The sequence below is a fragment of the Halorubrum sp. T3 genome, assembly GCF_000296615.1.
Taxonomy (GTDB): Archaea; Halobacteriota; Halobacteria; order Halobacteriales; family Haloferacaceae; genus Halorubrum; species Halorubrum ruber.
In genome coordinates this window covers 526338-540786 of sequence record NZ_JH815329.1, presented here as the reverse complement: position 1 = coordinate 540786, position 14449 = coordinate 526338, and the positions used below count along the sequence as shown (strand labels likewise).

At 69.8% G+C, this 14449-nt stretch carries 16 protein-coding genes; 12 read left to right on the top strand and 4 right to left on the bottom strand.

Annotated features, from left to right (window positions below; genetic code table 11):
• Positions 1 to 173: 173 nt before the first annotated feature.
• The 9 genes from B378_RS0104855 to B378_RS0104815 all read left to right on the top strand — a co-directional run bounded on the left by B378_RS0104855 (position 174) and on the right by B378_RS0104815 (position 8588).
• Entirely contained in the window at positions 174 to 1121 is a 948-nt protein-coding gene (locus B378_RS0104855; protein WP_017342694.1) for a PhzF family phenazine biosynthesis protein, read from the top strand.
• Positions 1122 to 1228: 107 nt separating this feature from the next.
• Positions 1229 to 1423 carry a hypothetical protein gene (locus B378_RS0104850; RefSeq protein ID WP_017342693.1) on the top strand — a complete coding sequence of 65 codons (195 nt, stop codon included), beginning with the start codon at positions 1229 to 1231 and terminating at the stop codon, positions 1421 to 1423.
• A gap of 108 nt (positions 1424 to 1531) precedes the next feature.
• Positions 1532 to 2482: a calcium/sodium antiporter gene (locus B378_RS0104845; protein WP_017342692.1), complete on the top strand. Its 951-nt coding sequence runs from the start codon at positions 1532 to 1534 to the stop codon at positions 2480 to 2482.
• 95 nt (positions 2483 to 2577) lie between these two features.
• A complete protein-coding gene (locus B378_RS0104840) occupies positions 2578 to 4026 on the top strand; it encodes a D-aminoacyl-tRNA deacylase (RefSeq protein ID WP_017342691.1) in 1449 nt (482 codons plus the stop codon).
• A 145-nt stretch (positions 4027 to 4171) separates the two neighbouring features.
• Positions 4172 to 5329: a cell division protein FtsZ gene (ftsZ, locus tag B378_RS0104835; RefSeq protein ID WP_017342690.1), complete on the top strand. Its 1158-nt coding sequence runs from the start codon at positions 4172 to 4174 to the stop codon at positions 5327 to 5329.
• Positions 5330 to 5436: 107 nt separating this feature from the next.
• Positions 5437 to 5613, top strand: a complete 177-nt coding sequence (locus B378_RS0104830) for a protein translocase SEC61 complex subunit gamma (RefSeq protein WP_017342689.1) — start codon at positions 5437 to 5439, stop codon at positions 5611 to 5613.
• Positions 5613 to 6065 carry a transcription elongation factor Spt5 gene (locus tag B378_RS0104825; protein WP_017342688.1) on the top strand — a complete coding sequence of 151 codons (453 nt, stop codon included), beginning with the start codon at positions 5613 to 5615 and terminating at the stop codon, positions 6063 to 6065. Before B378_RS0104830 ends, B378_RS0104825 begins: the two co-directional genes overlap by 1 nt.
• Before the next feature lie 122 nt (positions 6066 to 6187).
• Positions 6188 to 7150 carry an archaeosortase A gene (gene artA, locus B378_RS0104820; protein ID WP_017342687.1) on the top strand — a complete coding sequence of 321 codons (963 nt, stop codon included), beginning with the start codon at positions 6188 to 6190 and terminating at the stop codon, positions 7148 to 7150.
• A gap of 190 nt (positions 7151 to 7340) precedes the next feature.
• A complete protein-coding gene (locus B378_RS0104815) occupies positions 7341 to 8588 on the top strand; it encodes a DUF4010 domain-containing protein (protein ID WP_017342686.1) in 1248 nt (415 codons plus the stop codon).
• 46 nt (positions 8589 to 8634) lie between these two features.
• Here the strand turns inward: B378_RS0104815 and B378_RS0104810 are convergent, their stop codons facing one another.
• The 3 genes from B378_RS0104810 to dph5 all read right to left on the bottom strand — a co-directional run bounded on the left by B378_RS0104810 (position 8635) and on the right by dph5 (position 10379).
• Positions 8635 to 9009 (bottom strand): CBS domain-containing protein, encoded by a 375-nt coding sequence (locus tag B378_RS0104810; RefSeq protein ID WP_017342685.1) that lies wholly within the window; start codon positions 9007 to 9009, stop codon positions 8635 to 8637.
• Positions 9010 to 9085: 76 nt separating this feature from the next.
• On the bottom strand, positions 9086 to 9472 hold the full coding sequence (locus B378_RS0104805; protein ID WP_017342684.1) for a cyclic nucleotide-binding/CBS domain-containing protein: 387 nt from the start codon (positions 9470 to 9472) through the stop codon (positions 9086 to 9088).
• A gap of 109 nt (positions 9473 to 9581) precedes the next feature.
• Entirely contained in the window at positions 9582 to 10379 is a 798-nt protein-coding gene (gene dph5 / locus B378_RS0104800) for a diphthine synthase (protein ID WP_017342683.1), read from the bottom strand.
• 173 nt (positions 10380 to 10552) lie between these two features.
• On the opposite strand from dph5, the gene B378_RS0104795 reads away from it, so the two are divergent.
• The 3 genes from B378_RS0104795 to lrpA1 all read left to right on the top strand — a co-directional run bounded on the left by B378_RS0104795 (position 10553) and on the right by lrpA1 (position 13902).
• Positions 10553 to 12448, top strand: a complete 1896-nt coding sequence (locus B378_RS0104795; protein WP_017342682.1) for a 2-oxoacid:acceptor oxidoreductase subunit alpha — start codon at positions 10553 to 10555, stop codon at positions 12446 to 12448.
• A gap of 3 nt (positions 12449 to 12451) precedes the next feature.
• The gene (locus B378_RS0104790) at positions 12452 to 13390 is read left to right on the top strand and encodes a thiamine pyrophosphate-dependent enzyme (RefSeq protein ID WP_017342681.1); all 939 of its coding nucleotides are present in this window, start codon (positions 12452 to 12454) and stop codon (positions 13388 to 13390) included.
• Between the two features lie 83 nt (positions 13391 to 13473).
• Positions 13474 to 13902, top strand: coding sequence for an HTH-type transcriptional regulator LrpA1 (lrpA1, locus tag B378_RS0104785; RefSeq protein ID WP_017342680.1), 429 nt, complete (start codon positions 13474 to 13476; stop codon positions 13900 to 13902).
• 41 nt (positions 13903 to 13943) lie between these two features.
• Here the strand turns inward: lrpA1 and B378_RS0104780 are convergent, their stop codons facing one another.
• On the bottom strand, positions 13944 to 14417 hold the full coding sequence (locus tag B378_RS0104780) for an N-acetyltransferase (protein WP_017342679.1): 474 nt from the start codon (positions 14415 to 14417) through the stop codon (positions 13944 to 13946).
• Positions 14418 to 14449: the final 32 nt, after the last annotated feature.

Here is a 14449-nt window from a genome sequence, read left to right as displayed (position 1 = left end):
CATCCGCGGTCGAGGGCAAAAGGATTGACATCGGTCGCTCCGCCGAACACGAGGCCGACGGCCCCGAGCGGCGGGCGGTCAACGCCCCGCCGGTAATCGATCGGAGGCGCGTGACGACCGGGTCGCCGCCTCGCTCGGGAGGCTTTTTATCTGTGACCCTCAGAGGGGCCGACATGGAGACCCGACGCGTGCTGCTCGTCGACGCGTTCGCCGCGGAGCCGCTGACCGGGAACGCCGCGGGCGTCGTCCCGGACGCCGAGGGGCTGAGCGACGACCAGATGGCCGCGGTCGCCGCCGAACTCGGCGCCTCGGAGACGGCGTTTCTGACCGACGGCGACGGGGCGGCCGGTGACGGCGATAACTCGGCCGGCGACGGCGCGGCCGACGACCGGCTCCGCTACTTCTCGCCGACGACGGAGGTGGACCTCTGCGGGCACGCCACGATCGCGACCTACGGCGCCCTGTTCGCCGAGGGGGCGATCGACGGCGGCGAGCGGACCGTCCGCACGAACGTCGGGGACATCACGGTCGCGGTCGACGACGACGACGGGACCGTCTGGATGCGCCAGCAGGCGCCGAGCGTGGAGGTCGTCGACGTCGACCTCGGCCGGGTCGCGGACGCGCTCGGCGTCGACCCCGCCGCGCTGCGCGACGTGGGCGCGGACCTCCCCGTCGCGGTCGCGTCGACCGGCCTGCCGTTCCTCGTCGTCCCCGTGAACTTCCTCGAACGGCTCGGCGAGGCGGACCCGGACGACGCGGCGGTCGAAGCGCTCGCCGAGGAGTTCGACGCCGCGGGCGTGTACGCGTTCACTTTCGACGCGCTCGACGCGGACTCGACGCTCCACGGCCGGGCGTTCGTCCCGTCGCTCGGCGTCTCGGAGGACCCGGTCACGGGCACCGCGAGCGGGGCCGTCGGGGGGTACCTCCGCCGCGTCGACGCCTTCGACGGCGACGAGCCCGACGAGCTCCGGTTCGAGCAGGGCCACTTCGTCGACAGACCGGGTCACGTCCGCGTGCGCGTCGAGGCGGAGGGGGTCCGCGTCGGCGGGCGGGCGATGGTCGCGCTCGACGGCGAGATCCGGATCCCCGACGACGAGGACGACGAGATCATCGAGGCGTAGGCGGCGTCGGTCGATCGCGGCCGCCGAGCCGATCGCGCCCCGTTACCCGTACCGGACGCCGACACCGGAGACCGAACGTTTAGCATCGCTCGCGACGTACCGTGGCTATGGAATTTGACCTTCCACGCGCGGCAGCGATCCTCGTACTGATCGTCGCGATCGGCGCCGGCGGCCTCATCGGCGCGGGGATGATGCCCCTCCAGACGACGCTGATGATGGTCGTCCCGTCGATGCTCGTCTTCGGCGCGCTCGCGTTCGCGATCGGCGTGAAACACGGCGAGTTCCGGTCGGCACACGCCTGAATCGACGCCGAAGACGGAGACGGGTGCCCGACCGCGAAGCGATCAGCCGCGGCCGTCCCCCGACCGGGGATCACGAGCCTTTTGAAACGCCGTTGCGAACCGAGAGCCGTGCTGCCCGGGTCGCCACTCGTCGAACTGCTGTTGATCGCCGGCGGCGTCGCCCTCCTCTACGCCGGCGCCGAACTGCTCGTCGCGGGCGCGAGGGACCTCGCGCTCGCCGTCGGGCTGAAGGCGTCGACCGTCGGCGTCACCGTCGTGGCGTTCGCGACGACCGCCCCGGAGCTGTTCGTCTCCCTGCTCGGCGCCGTCACGGTGTCGACCGACATCGGGCTCGGCGCGATCGTCGGCTCGAACATCGCGAACATCGGGCTCGTGTTGGGCGTCTCCGCGCTGATCCGCCCGCTCGACGTCTCCGACACCGTGTTCCGCCGGGACGTCCCGTTCATGGTGCTGGCCGCGCTGCTGCTCGTCGGCCTCGGCTGGGACGGCCGGGTCGGGCTCGTCGACGGCGTCGTGTTGCTCGCGGCGCTCGTCGCGTTCACCGCCGCGGTCCTGCGGCGCGTCCAGGAGAACCAGTCCGCGATCACCGACAGCGAACGGGACGAGATGCCGGACGCCAAGGCCCGCGACGCCGCGGCGGTCGTCGGCGGCATCGTCGCGCTCGTCCTCGGCTCGCGGTGGCTGATCGACGGCAGCGAGTCGCTTCTGGCGGCCGCCGGCTTCTCCGACATCTTCATCGGGCTCACGGTGCTGGCGCTCGGCACGTCGCTGCCCGAACTGGCCGCGAGCGTCGTGGCCGCGGTGCGCGGCGAGGCGGAGTTCAGCGTCGGCAACGTCGTCGGCTCGAACATCTACAACATCCTCGCGGTCATCGGCATCGTCGCCGTGGTGACCCCCATCGGCGTCGCGCCGGGCGTCCGCAGCTTCGAGTTTCCCGCGCTGCTCGCGTTCACGGCTGCCATCGTCGGGGTGATGGCGTACCGCGAGCGGATCACCCGCGTCGACGGCGCGGTACTCACGGTCGGCTACGGGGTCTTCGTCTACCTGCTGCTGCCGTAGCGCGGGAGACGGACGCCGCTCGGCGCGACCGCGGTGAGGTCGGTCCGGCGACCGGAACCGACGGGTATTCGGTCGCGGGCGGCGGAGCCGGTGCCGTGATAGCGATCGTCGTCAGCCGGGCCGACGGCGCCTCGGCGCACATCGGCGAGCGGCTCTTGGAAGTCGGCGACTGGGAGACCCGCGAGGACGGCTCGCGCCCCGACGCCGACGGGGGCGGGACCTACTACCGGACAGGCGGGTTCGAGCTCCGCGAGTTCGACGAGCTCCACATCCGCCTCTCGGACCCGGCGGCCGCCTTCGACTGCGACCCCGAGTTCCTCGCGTTCGTCTCCAGACACTCGGGCGAGACCGGGGAACTCCTCACCGCGCACGTCACCGGGAACTTCGGCGGCGCCGAGTACGGCGGCGAGCCCGAGTCGCTGGCGCTGGCCGCGCCCGGCTCCGAAAAGCGGGTCGTCGAGGCGCTCGCGCGGCACGCGCCCGACGGGTACGAGGTCGGCATCGAGTGCACGCACCACGGCCCGACGGACGTCGCCGTCCCGTCGCTGTTCGTCGAGCTGGGATCGGACGAGCCGCAGTGGGAGGACCCGGAAGCGGCCCGGGCGGTCGCGCGGGCGGTCCTCGATCTGCGAGGGACGGGCGCGGACCTATTCGACTGCGATGCCGAGGGGATCGGCGACGGCGACACCGACGCCGGGAGTCGTCCCCGCCACGTCGTCGGCTTCGGCGGCGGCCACTACGCCCCGCGGTTCACCCGGATCGTCCGGGAGACGGAGTGGGCGGTGGGTCACGTCGGCGCCGACTGGGCGCTCGCCGACCTCGGCGCGCCGGAGGCAAACCGCGACGTGATCGAGACCGCCTTCGATCGGAGCCGGGCCGAACACGCCGTGATCGACGGTGACCGTCCCGAGCTCGCCGCGGTCGTCGAGGATCTCGGCCACCGGGTGGTGAGCGAGACGTGGGTCCGCGAGGTCGGCGACGCCCCGCTCCCGCTCGTCGAGCACCTGGAGGCAGAGATCGGTCCCGTCGACGAGGGGCTGCGGTTCGGCGCGGTCGAACCGAGACTGGCCGGCGAGCAGCGCGGCGACGCCGAGGCGGTCGGCGACGCGGTCCGCGTCCGCGAGCTCCCAACGGACCTGCTCGCGCGAGCGCAGGGGCTGGACGCCGACGCGGCGCGGGAGGCGGTCGAGCGCGTCGCCGTCGCGTTCGACACGGAGCAGGGCGGTACCCGCGCGGTCGGGAGCGCCGCGTTCGCGACGGCACCGGAGACCCCGGGCTACGCGGAGCTCGTCGAGGGGCTTGCCGGGGTGCTGGAAACGGGCTACGACGCGGTCGAGGTGGCGCCCGATGAGGGTGCGGTCGTCGCCAGCGAGACGGCGTTCGACCCGGCGCTGGCGGCCGAACGGGGCGTCCCGGAGGGTCCGGCGTTCGGGCGGCTGGCCGACGGGGAGGCCGTCGCGGTCGACGGCGAGACCGTCGAGCCGGAGGACGTGTCGCGGACGCGCACGGATCGGTTCCCGATCGACGCCTCCGGCCTGAAATAATTTATAAACACCCGCGGCAGCGTCCGCTCGCCCGCGGGAGCCGTACGCGCTCGGGTCGGCCGCGAACGCCGGGGATTTCGGTGTCTGACGCGAGTCAGACGAACGGGCAAAAATAAATACGTCCGGGTCGCAACCTCACCACATAATGGACTCCATCGTTGAGGACGCCATCGACGAAGCCGAAGAGGCCCCCGCAGACGACGCCGGGGGAGCCGGCGAGAGCGCCGCCGGAGGGAGCGCCGGCGCGCCGCCACAGACCGGGACGATGACCGACGACGAGCTACAGGACGTCCTCCAAGACCTCCAGACGAACATCACGGTCGTCGGCTGCGGGGGCGCCGGCGGCAACACGGTCAACCGCATGACTGAGGAGGGGATCCACGGCGCGAAGCTGGTCGCGGCCAACACCGACGTCCAGCACCTCGTCAACATCGAGGCCGACACGAAGATCCTCATGGGCCAGCAGAAGACCCAGGGGCGCGGCGCCGGCTCCCTCCCGCAGGTCGGCGAGGAGGCTGCCATCGAGTCCCAAGAGGAGATTCAAGACGCCATCGACGGCTCCGACATGGTGTTCGTCACCGCGGGGCTCGGCGGCGGCACCGGGACCGGCTCCGCGCCGGTGGTCGCGAAGGCCGCCCGCGAGTCGGGGGCCCTGACCATCGCCATCGTCACGACGCCGTTCACCGCGGAGGGCGAGGTCCGCCGGACGAACGCCGAGGCCGGCTTAGAGCGGCTCCGCGACGTGAGCGACACGGTCATCGTCGTCCCCAACGACCGCCTGCTCGACGCGGTCGGGAAGCTCCCGGTCCGGCAGGCGTTCAAGGTGTCCGACGAGGTGCTGATGCGCTCGGTGAAGGGGATCACCGAGCTGATCACGATGCCCGGGCTCGTCAACCTCGACTTCGCCGACGTCCGCACCGTGATGGAGAAGGGCGGCGTCGCGATGATCGGCCTCGGCGAGTCCGACTCCGACTCGAAGGCGCAGGACTCCGTGAAGTCCGCGCTGCGCTCGCCGCTGCTCGACGTCGACATCTCCGGCGCGAACTCCGCGCTGGTGAACGTCACCGGCGGCACCGACATGTCCATCGAGGAGGCCGAGGGCGTCGTCGAGGAGATCTACGACCGGATCGACCCCGACGCGCGGATCATCTGGGGGACCTCCGTCGACGACGAGCTGGAGGGGGAGATGCGCACGATGATCGTCGTGACCGGCGTCGAGTCGCCACAGATCTACGGGAACAACGGCGAGCCGCCGGAGGGCGGCGCGCCGAGCGACGTCGAGGACATCGACTACGTGGAGTGACGGTCGCCGGGCGCGCGGACCGGTCGCCGCGCGACGCGGCGACGCCGTTACCGCTCCGGGGGCGCATCAAAAGGTAAAAACCGTCTCGTCTCGAATCCGCTGGTAACATGGACGTTCCGTACGACCTCAACAGCTACATTCGGGTGCTGAAGCTGGCGAGCACGCCGAGCACCGACGAGTTCCTCCAGGTGTCGAAGATCGCCGGCGCCGGGATCCTGCTCATCGGGTTCATCGGGTTCCTGATCTTCGCGATCATGAGCCTGCTCCCGGGGGTCGGCGCGTAATGCCGATCTACTCGGTCAAGACGACGGCGAGCCAAGAGCGCACCGTCGCCGACATGCTCGCCGAGAAGGAGGCGCCGGAGATCCAGGCCGTCATCGCTCCCGACCAGCTCACGAGCTACGTGATGGTCGAGGCGACCGACGGGACCGCGTTCGGGCGGATCCTCGACGAGATCCCGCACGCCCGCGGCGTCATTCAGGGCGGCGACGGGCCCGCCGAGAGCCCGTTCTCGGAGGTCGAGCACTTCCTCTCGCCGACCCCGGACGTGGAGGGGATCGGCGAGGGCGACATCGTCGAGCTGATCGCCGGCCCGTTCAAAGGGGAGAAGGCGCGCGTCCAGCGGATCGACGAGGGGAAAGATCAGGTGACCGTCGAGCTGTACGAGGCGACCGTGCCGATTCCGGTAACGGTCCGCGGCGACCAGATCCGTGTGCTCGACAGTGAGGAGCGATAGCTCCTCATATTGAGCGAGCGGCGCGACGGACGGCGGAGCCGCGACGGACCGGTCCGGCGCTCTGACGTCGGTCCCGCACGCAACGACAAGGGCTTTATTCGACGACGACGGACGAAACGGATATGTTCGGCCACGGTGCGCCGGCGGTGTTGAGCGTGATCCCCGACACGTTCACGTTCGCGTGGATCGTCGCGATCCTCTTCGCGACGGCGTGGCTGCTCGACAGCCGCGGGCTGTCCGCGGGGCGGACGCTCGCGGCCGCGACGTGGGCGCTGTTCGGGCTGTTCTGGCTGTCGACGGTACCGTACTTCGCGTTCGAACACCAGAGCTACGTGGAGTCGATCCTCGCCTTGGTCGGCTTCCCCGCCAGCGTGTACGCGGGGTACCTCCTGTACGACGGGCGGGCGTCGCTTTTCACCCTCACCCGGGCCATCGCGATCATGCTGTTCATCTACCTCCCGTTCGAGACGATTCCGGCGTTCACGTTCGCCGGGGTCGCGGTGCCGGAGCCCCGTCGGATCCTCATCGAAATCGTGGCTTCGCAGACGGGGGCGCTCATCGACCTGCTCGGGTACGCGCCCGAGGCGGTGACGAGCAACGAGGGGTACGACGCGGCGTACTCGTGGACGCTCGACGACGGCCACACGGTCATCATCCACATCGTGCTGGCGTGTACGGGGCTCGGGAGCATGGCCATCTTCGGCGGCCTCGTGGCCGCCGTCGAGGCGCCGCTCTCCCGGAAGCTCCGCGCGCTCGCGGTGTCGCTCCCGCTCATCTACGTCCTGAACATCCTCCGGACGACGTTCATCTCCGTGGTGGCCGGCAACCAGTACATGCACTGGTACCCGGACCTCGTGTTGACGATGTTCGGCGCGACCGACCCGTACCGCGTCTCCTTCCTCATCTCCGACCGGATCATGAGCCAGCTGTTGGCGGTCGTGGCGCTCATCGCGATCACCTTCCTCGCGGTGCGCGAGCTGCCCGAGCTCGCGGTGATCTTGGAGGACGTCCTCTACCTCATCACCGGCGAGGAACACGACCTGACGGAGTCGCTCGACCTCCCGCGCGAGCCGACGAACCGGTAGCTCGGAGGCCGGACGACGGCACCGGCGGGCGATCGAGGGCGGTCACGTCCCGGAGAACTCCCGTAAATATATAGCACTATATAGCAAGCTATAGACGTGGGCGACGGGTACGAACGACCATGACTGCGAGGATGCGGGACGGATCGCCGGGCTCCGGCCGCGGAGCCCGGCCGCGACGGGGTGGTCGGCGGTGCTGAGCGGAGTCGACCCGTTCGTCTACCTGGAGACGAACGTCGCCAAGCTGGTGCTCGCGACCGCGCTCGGCATGTTCCTCGGGTTAGAGCGGGAGTGGTCCCAGAAGTCGGCGGGGATCCGGACGTTCGCGCTCGTCAGCCTCGCGGCGGCCGTGTTCTCGCTGCTCGACGAGCCGGGGCTGCTCGTCGTTGGCGGCGTGCTGGTGGTCGCCAGCGCGGTCCTGCTCGCGGTCCGGAGCTTCGTCGAGGCCGACGTCGACGGCCTCTCGCTGACGACGTCGGCGTCGATGCTCGTCGCGTACGGGGTCGGCGTCCTCGTCGCCGAGGGGCTCTTCATCGAGTCCGTGACGGTGGCGGTGCTGTCGTCGCTGTTGCTCGTGTTGAAGCGGGAGCTCCACGCGTTCGCGTGGGGGCTCTCCCGGCAGGAGGTCCGCAGCGCGGTGGAGTTCACCATCCTCGCGTTCGTCGTCTTTCCGCTCCTCCCCGCGGAGACGATCGACCCGTGGAACGCGGTCCAGCCGCGGCTCGTCTGGTCGCTCGTGGTCGCGGTCAGCGCCATCGGCTTCGTCAACTACGTCCTCGTCAAGCGGTATCAGGGGCGCGGCTACGCGGTGACGGGCTTCTTCGGCGGGCTCGTCAACTCGACCGCGGTCGTCGCCGAGATGGCGAAGCGCGCGAAGGGGCGGGCGGACCTGCGCGAGATCGCGGTGGGGTCGATCCTCCTCGCGAACGCGGCCATGGCCTTCCGCAACGCCGCTGTGGTCGCCGTCTTCGTCCCGGAGGCGGCGCTCGTCGTCGGGATGCCCCTCGGCGCGATCACGCTGGCGGGGATCGGGGTCGCGGTGTGGCGAAGCGACTGGCGGACGAACATGGAAGCGGAACTCACCTCCCCGTTCAGCCTCGGCAACGCGCTCACCTTCGGCGCGCTCTTCCTCGTCGTGCTGCTCGTCTCGGCGGTCGCCGAGGAGACGTTCGGCGCGGGCGGGTTCGTCGCCACCTCCTTCCTCGCCGGGCTGGTGTCGTCCGGGACCTCGACCACCACGGCCGTCTCGCTGCTCGGGACCGGACAGATCGGGGTCGACACCGCGGTCGCGGGCGTGGTCGCTGGCACGGCCGCCAGCATCCTGATCAAGACCGCCTTCGCGGCGAGTATCGCGCGCGATCTGGTGCGGCCCGTGTTCCTGTGGAACCTTTTGTTGATCGCTGTGGGCGTGATCGCCGGGTTGCCGCTGTTACTGCTCTGATCGCTTTCGGCGCGAAATCGGGCGGAGTCGACGGTCGAGCCGCTTTTCAGGAGAGGTGTTCAGCGATGTCTGTCGACGAGACCATGCCGACGTAGTCGTCGTCGACGACCGGGAGGTGTTTCACGCCGTACATCGTCATCATCGCGGCGACCTCCTGCATCATGAGGTCGGGCGTCACCGTTTCCACGTCCTCGGTCATCACGTCGCGGACCGCCGTCGCCTCGGGGTCGCGCCCGTCGGCGACCGCCCCGACGACGTCGCTCTGTGTGACGATACACCCGCCGCCGGTCGTCACGACGAGCGCGCTGATGCCGTCGTCACGCATCCGCTTCGCCGCTTCCCGGATCGGCGCGGACGCGCCGATCGTCTCCAGCGGGGTCGACATCACGTCCGCGACGCGGGTCCTGTCGTCGAGATCCATGCCTCGCCGTGTGTTACCGTGTCACATTACTCTTCCGGAACGCACAACGCGGGGCGGGCGCCGCGGTTCCGGTCCGTCACCGCGCCTTCGAGAGGTGCGCGGTGAGGTCCGTCGTCGACACCATCCCGATCGGCCTGCCGTCGGCGTCAGTCACCGGGAGGTGGGTGTACCCGTGCGCGGTCGGCTCCGCCAGCTCTGCGACGGTGTCCTCGCGACCCACCGTGACGACGTCGGTCGTCATGAACGCCTCGACCGGCGTCCGGTCTTTCGGGTCGTTGTCGCGGACGAGCGCGACGAAGTCCGTGGCGGTGATCAGCCCGGCCAGCGTCCCGTCGGGCTCGACGACGAGGATCGAACTGACGCCAGTGTCGCGCATCCGCTTCGCCGCGTCGGCCGCCGGGGCCCCGCGTTCGATCGTGGTGAGGTCGGTCGACATGAGCCGGTCGACGGGCACGTCGTTCATGGAGTGCGGTAACGCGAGGCACGGTAATCAAACGTCCGGTCGGCGGGAGGCGGTCGCGGGGTCCGACCGCCGTGGGGTGCGACCGCTGCGGGGCCCGACCGCGAGGGACTCACTCCCCGACGAGCGACTCCGGAGCGCCGGCGAGGCCGACGAGGGCGTCCGCCTCAACGTGGTGGAGGTCGCCGGGGATCACGAGCAGGTGGAGCGGGTCGCCGAACTCGCGGCCGGCGAGCGCGCTCAGGCGGTCGGCCGCGACGACCGCGTCCGGCGAGCCGGCGCGCGCGACGACGACCGCGAGCTCGTCGCCCCAGTTGTCGGCGAGTAACCCGGCGGCGACGTCCGCGGTCATGTACTCCTCGTGGTCGGGGTCGGGGCCGGTCGGTCCCGTACCGACCTTGATGTCGAGGTAGACGACGGTGTGGAGCCCGCGCTCCCGGTTCGCCTCGATCGTCTCGATTACGCTCGCGGGCACGTCGTCGCCGCCGTGCGCGTACGGGAACGGCAGCGTCGTCGCCTTGCCGAACCGGTAGTTCTGGAGGCCGGTGAGGCTCGACGCCGCCGACTGCGCGGTGACGCCGTGGATCACCCGCGTGTCGATCCCTCGCTCCTCGGCGCGAAGCCGGAGGTCGGTGTGAGTGGTCGAGATCATCGTGTCCCCGGCGGTGAGGAACGCGGCGTCGCCGGACGCGGCCGCGTCGAGGATCGGCTCCGGGTCGCGCTCAACGCCGTCGCGGTCGCGGACCTCGACGTCGACGCCGTGGTACGCCTCCAGGTCGGCGACGTCGGCGCCGACGAGCCGGCTGGTGTAGAACTCCGCGAAGACGCGGTCGGCCTCGCGCAGCGCCTCTCGTCCCTCGACGGTGACGGAGCGCTCGTCGTAGAGGCCGAGCCCGATGAACGTGAGCATGCGAGCGCTCGGCGCGCGTCGAAGTAAAAGGGCGCGGAACCCCGGTCGGCGGCGTGGGACAGCGTGGCACCCTAATAGACCTTCATGATTGTCCCTTGGGATTCCATAGCAAGCCCTAAGAGGGAACCAACACAACTTCGACCCACGAGGCCCACTCGGGCTCACACACCACTATGACTGACGACGAACTCATCTGGCGGATATCGGGGGGGTCCGGTGACGGGATCGCTTCGACAAGCCAGAACTTCGCGAAGGCCTTGATGCGATCGGGGCTCAACGTCTTCACGCATCGGCACTACCCGTCGCGGATCCGCGGCGGTCACACCTACACCGAGGTCCGCGCGTCGGCGGACCCCGTCGAATCCCGGGGCGACGGCTACAACTTCCTGCTCGCGCTGGGCGACTCGTTCGCCCGCAACCCGCAGGAGGAGGCCGTCTACGGCAACGAGGAGATCAAGCCGCTCTCGGAGAACCTCGACGAGCTCCGCGAGGGCGGGGTCATCGTCTACGACGAGGGACTCCTCGACGCCTCGGAGATTCCGAACTTCGACGAGCGCGTCGAAGAGAACAACTGGCACGTGTACCCCCTCGACCTCCGCGGGCTCGCCCGCGATCAGGGTCGTGAGGTCATGCGGAACACCGCCGGCGTCGGCGCGACCTGCGCGCTGACCGGGATGGCTCTCGACCACGTCCAGGACCTCATGCGCGACGCGATGCCGGAGAAGATCCTCGAACCGAACCTCGAGATCCTCCAGATCGCGTACGACCAGGTCAAAGAGGAGTACGACGTGAACGCCCCGGACGTGTCGGTACCGACGGGCGAACACGACGAGACCCAGCTGCTCATGTCCGGCTCGGACGCCATCTCCTACGGCGCCATCGACGAGGGCTGCCGGTTCATCGCCGGCTACCCGATGACGCCGTGGACCGAGGTGTTCACCATCATGACGCAGAACCTGCCGAAACTCGGCGGGATCTCCGAGCAGGTGGAAGACGAGATCGCGGCGGCCGCGCTCGCGGTCGGCGCCTCGCACGCCGGCGTGAAGGCGATGTCCGGCTCCTCCGGCGGCGGGTTCGCGCTGATGTCGGAGCCGCTCGGGCTCGCGGAGATGACGGAGACGCCCGTCGTCCTCGTCGAGGCCATGCGCGCCGGCCCCTCGACCGGGATGCCGACGAAGCCGGAGCAGTCCGACCTCGAACACGTCCTCTACACCTCGCAGGGCGACTCCCAGCGGGTCGTCCTCGCCCCGGGGACCGTCGAGGAGGCGTACGAGCAGTCGCGGCTCGCCTTCCGGCTGGCCTACGAGTACCAGATCCCGTCGATCCTCCTGTACGACCAGAAGCTCGGCGGCGAGCTGAAGAACGTCCCGAAGAGCCACTTCGACCGCGAGCCGAACCCGACGCTCGGGAAGACGCTCTCCGAGGACGCGCTCGCCGACGAGCCGCACTCGCCCGACGGGAAGTTCCACCGGTTCCAGCACGACGTCGAGGACGGCGTCTCCCCGCGGTCGATCCCCGGCCAGAAGGGCGGTCGCTTCCTCGCGACCGGCAACGAGCACGACCCCACCGGGCACATCGCCGAGTCGCCCGACAACCGCGTCGCGCAGATCGACCGGCGGACCCAGAAGCTGGAGGCGATCCGCGACGACCTCGACCAGGAGGACACCGGCTCGTACGCCGGCGCCGAGGACGCCGAGTACGGCATTCTCACGTTCGGCAGCCAGCAGGGGACCGTCGAGGAGGCGGTCGGTCGCCTCAACGACGCCGGGATATCGGTGAAGTCGTACGGCGTCTCAGACATGCTCCCGTTCCCGACCGAACAGGTCAGGGAGTTCGTCGGGAGCGTCGACGAGGTCCTCGTCGTCGAGATGACGGCGTCCGGACAGTTCCGCGGGCTCGTCCAGAAGAACCTCGGTCAGTACGGTGAGAAGCTGTCGAGCCTGCTGAAGTACAACGGGAACCCGTTCGAGCCGGCGGAGGTCGTCGACGGGTTCGAGGCCGCGATCGTCGAGGGCGACGGCGACGCGTCCGGTCATCAGACCACCTTCGTCCCAGCCGCAGGTGACTAACCAATGAGCACGTTTTCAGCGATCGGAGAGGAGCGAGAGATCGACCGCGACGAGTACACCCCCGGCGTGGAGCCGCAGCCGACGTGGTGTCCCGGCTGCGGTGACTTCAGCGTCCTGAAGGCGCTGAAACAGGCGCTGCCGGAGGTCGGGCGCACGCCCGAGGAGACCCTGCTGTGCACGGGGATCGGCTGTTCGGGCAAGCTGAACAGCTACCTCGACACGTACGGGTTCCACACGATCCACGGGCGCTCGCTGCCCGTGGCCCGCGCCGCGAAGCTCGCGAACCCCGACCTCGAAGTGATCGCCGCCGGCGGCGACGGCGACGGCTACGGGATCGGCGGGAACCACTTCATCCACACGGCCCGGGAGAACCACGACATGACGTACATCGTGTTCAACAACGAGATCTTCGGGCTCACGAAGGGGCAGACCTCCCCGACCAGCCCGAAGGGCCACAAGTCGAAGACGCAGCCCCACGGGAGCGCCAAGGAGCCGATCAAGCCGCTCTCGATGTCGCTGAACGCCGGCGCCTCCTACGTCGCCCGGACGGCCGCGGTGAACCCGAACCAGGCGAAGGAGATCCTCATCGAGGCGATCGAACACGACGGGTTCGCGCACGTCGACTTCCTCACCCAGTGTCCGACGTGGAACAAGGACGCGCGCCAGTACGTCCCGTACATCGACGTCAACGAGTCCGACGACTACGAGTTCGACAAGACGGACCGCGTCGAGGCCGCCGAGATGATGCGCGAGACGGAGGAGTCGCTGTACGAGGGCGAGGTGCTCACCGGCCGCTTCTACGTCGACGAGGAGCGACCCTCCTACGGGGCCGAGAAGCAGGAAATCGGCGAGATGCCCGAGGAGCCGCTGGCCGAGCGCTACTGGGACGACGACTACGAGTGGGAGCGCTCCCACGACATGTTCCTCGACAAACACGCCTGAGCGGGACCGGCGGCCGTTCACGGCGCAGTGCGTTCGTTTTTTGATTCGCAAGGTATTTTTTCATTGGTGACAAACGAAGTAGTATGAGTACCGTATCGACGGAGGAACGGATCCTCTCCGTGTTAGAAGAGGACGCACAGGCGTCCTGCGGAGAGATCGCCGAGCAGGCCGACGTCTCGAAGCCGACGGTGCGGAAGTACATCGACCGCCTCGAGGAGCGGGGCGTGATCGTCGGCTACTCCGCGGAGGTCGACCCGAAGAAGCTCTCGTCGCAGTCGATCGCCATGGTCGGGATGGACGTCGACTCCGGACAGTACGTGGAGGCAACCCGCGAGCTGAAGTCGCTCGACGAGGTCCAGGCGCTGTACACCTCCTCCGGCGACCACATGCTGATGGCCGAGGTCCGCGCCGGCGACGGCGACGAGCTCGGCGACGTCATCTCCGAGAAGCTGCTCGGCGTCGACGGCGTCACCGCGGCGCACCCCTCGTTCCTCCAGGAGCGCCTGAAGTAAGCCGACGCAAAAACCCCGTTTTCCGACGTCGCGCTCGCGGGTTACGTGAGCGTGTGCGGGTCCGCGACGACGACCGTCTCGTCGCCGGCGGGACCCCGGCGGGTTCCCCGCCGCGTGAACCCGTGCGCGCTGAAGAACTCCTCCGCGCTGGGACGGTCCGGCGGGACCGTCGCGCGGAGCGCCTCGATGTCGCGGTCGACGAGCGCGTCCCCCACGCGGGAGAGCAGCTCGTCCGCGACGCCCTCGCCCGCGCGGTTCGGGTGGACCCACAGCGCCAGCAGCTCCGCCTCCGTCCCGCCCTGATCGGGGTGTGCGATCGCGATGCCGACGGGGCCCTCCTCGACGTCTTCCATCAGAAACGACCACTCCGCCTCGGCGGCGGCCTCGCGGACGCCGGCGGCGGACACGTCGAGCAGGGGCGCGCCGATGTCGTCGAACACCGTCTCCTCGCGGGCTCGCGAGACCGCCGTTCGCAGGTCCTCCGCGTCGTCGGGCCGAGCCGCCCGGACATCCATGTTCGACCGTGAGTAAAGAACGCACCTATAGG

Coding starts and splice junctions, on each gene's coding strand:
- B378_RS0104855 (WP_017342694.1), top strand. CDS start 174: ATGGAGACCCGACGCGTGCTGCTCGTCGACGCGTTCGCCGCGGAGCCG.
- B378_RS0104850 (WP_017342693.1), top strand. CDS start 1,229: ATGGAATTTGACCTTCCACGCGCGGCAGCGATCCTCGTACTGATCGTC.
- ftsZ (WP_017342690.1), top strand. CDS start 4,172: ATGGACTCCATCGTTGAGGACGCCATCGACGAAGCCGAAGAGGCCCCC.
- B378_RS0104830 (WP_017342689.1), top strand. CDS start 5,437: ATGGACGTTCCGTACGACCTCAACAGCTACATTCGGGTGCTGAAGCTG.
- B378_RS0104825 (WP_017342688.1), top strand. CDS start 5,613: ATGCCGATCTACTCGGTCAAGACGACGGCGAGCCAAGAGCGCACCGTC.
- artA (WP_017342687.1), top strand. CDS start 6,188: ATGTTCGGCCACGGTGCGCCGGCGGTGTTGAGCGTGATCCCCGACACG.
- B378_RS0104810 (WP_017342685.1), bottom strand. CDS start 9,009: ATGGATCTCGACGACAGGACCCGCGTCGCGGACGTGATGTCGACCCCG.
- B378_RS0104805 (WP_017342684.1), bottom strand. CDS start 9,472: ATGAACGACGTGCCCGTCGACCGGCTCATGTCGACCGACCTCACCACG.
- dph5 (WP_017342683.1), bottom strand. CDS start 10,379: ATGCTCACGTTCATCGGGCTCGGCCTCTACGACGAGCGCTCCGTCACC.
- B378_RS0104795 (WP_017342682.1), top strand. CDS start 10,553: ATGACTGACGACGAACTCATCTGGCGGATATCGGGGGGGTCCGGTGAC.
- B378_RS0104790 (WP_017342681.1), top strand. CDS start 12,452: ATGAGCACGTTTTCAGCGATCGGAGAGGAGCGAGAGATCGACCGCGAC.
- lrpA1 (WP_017342680.1), top strand. CDS start 13,474: ATGAGTACCGTATCGACGGAGGAACGGATCCTCTCCGTGTTAGAAGAG.
- B378_RS0104780 (WP_017342679.1), bottom strand. CDS start 14,417: ATGGATGTCCGGGCGGCTCGGCCCGACGACGCGGAGGACCTGCGAACG.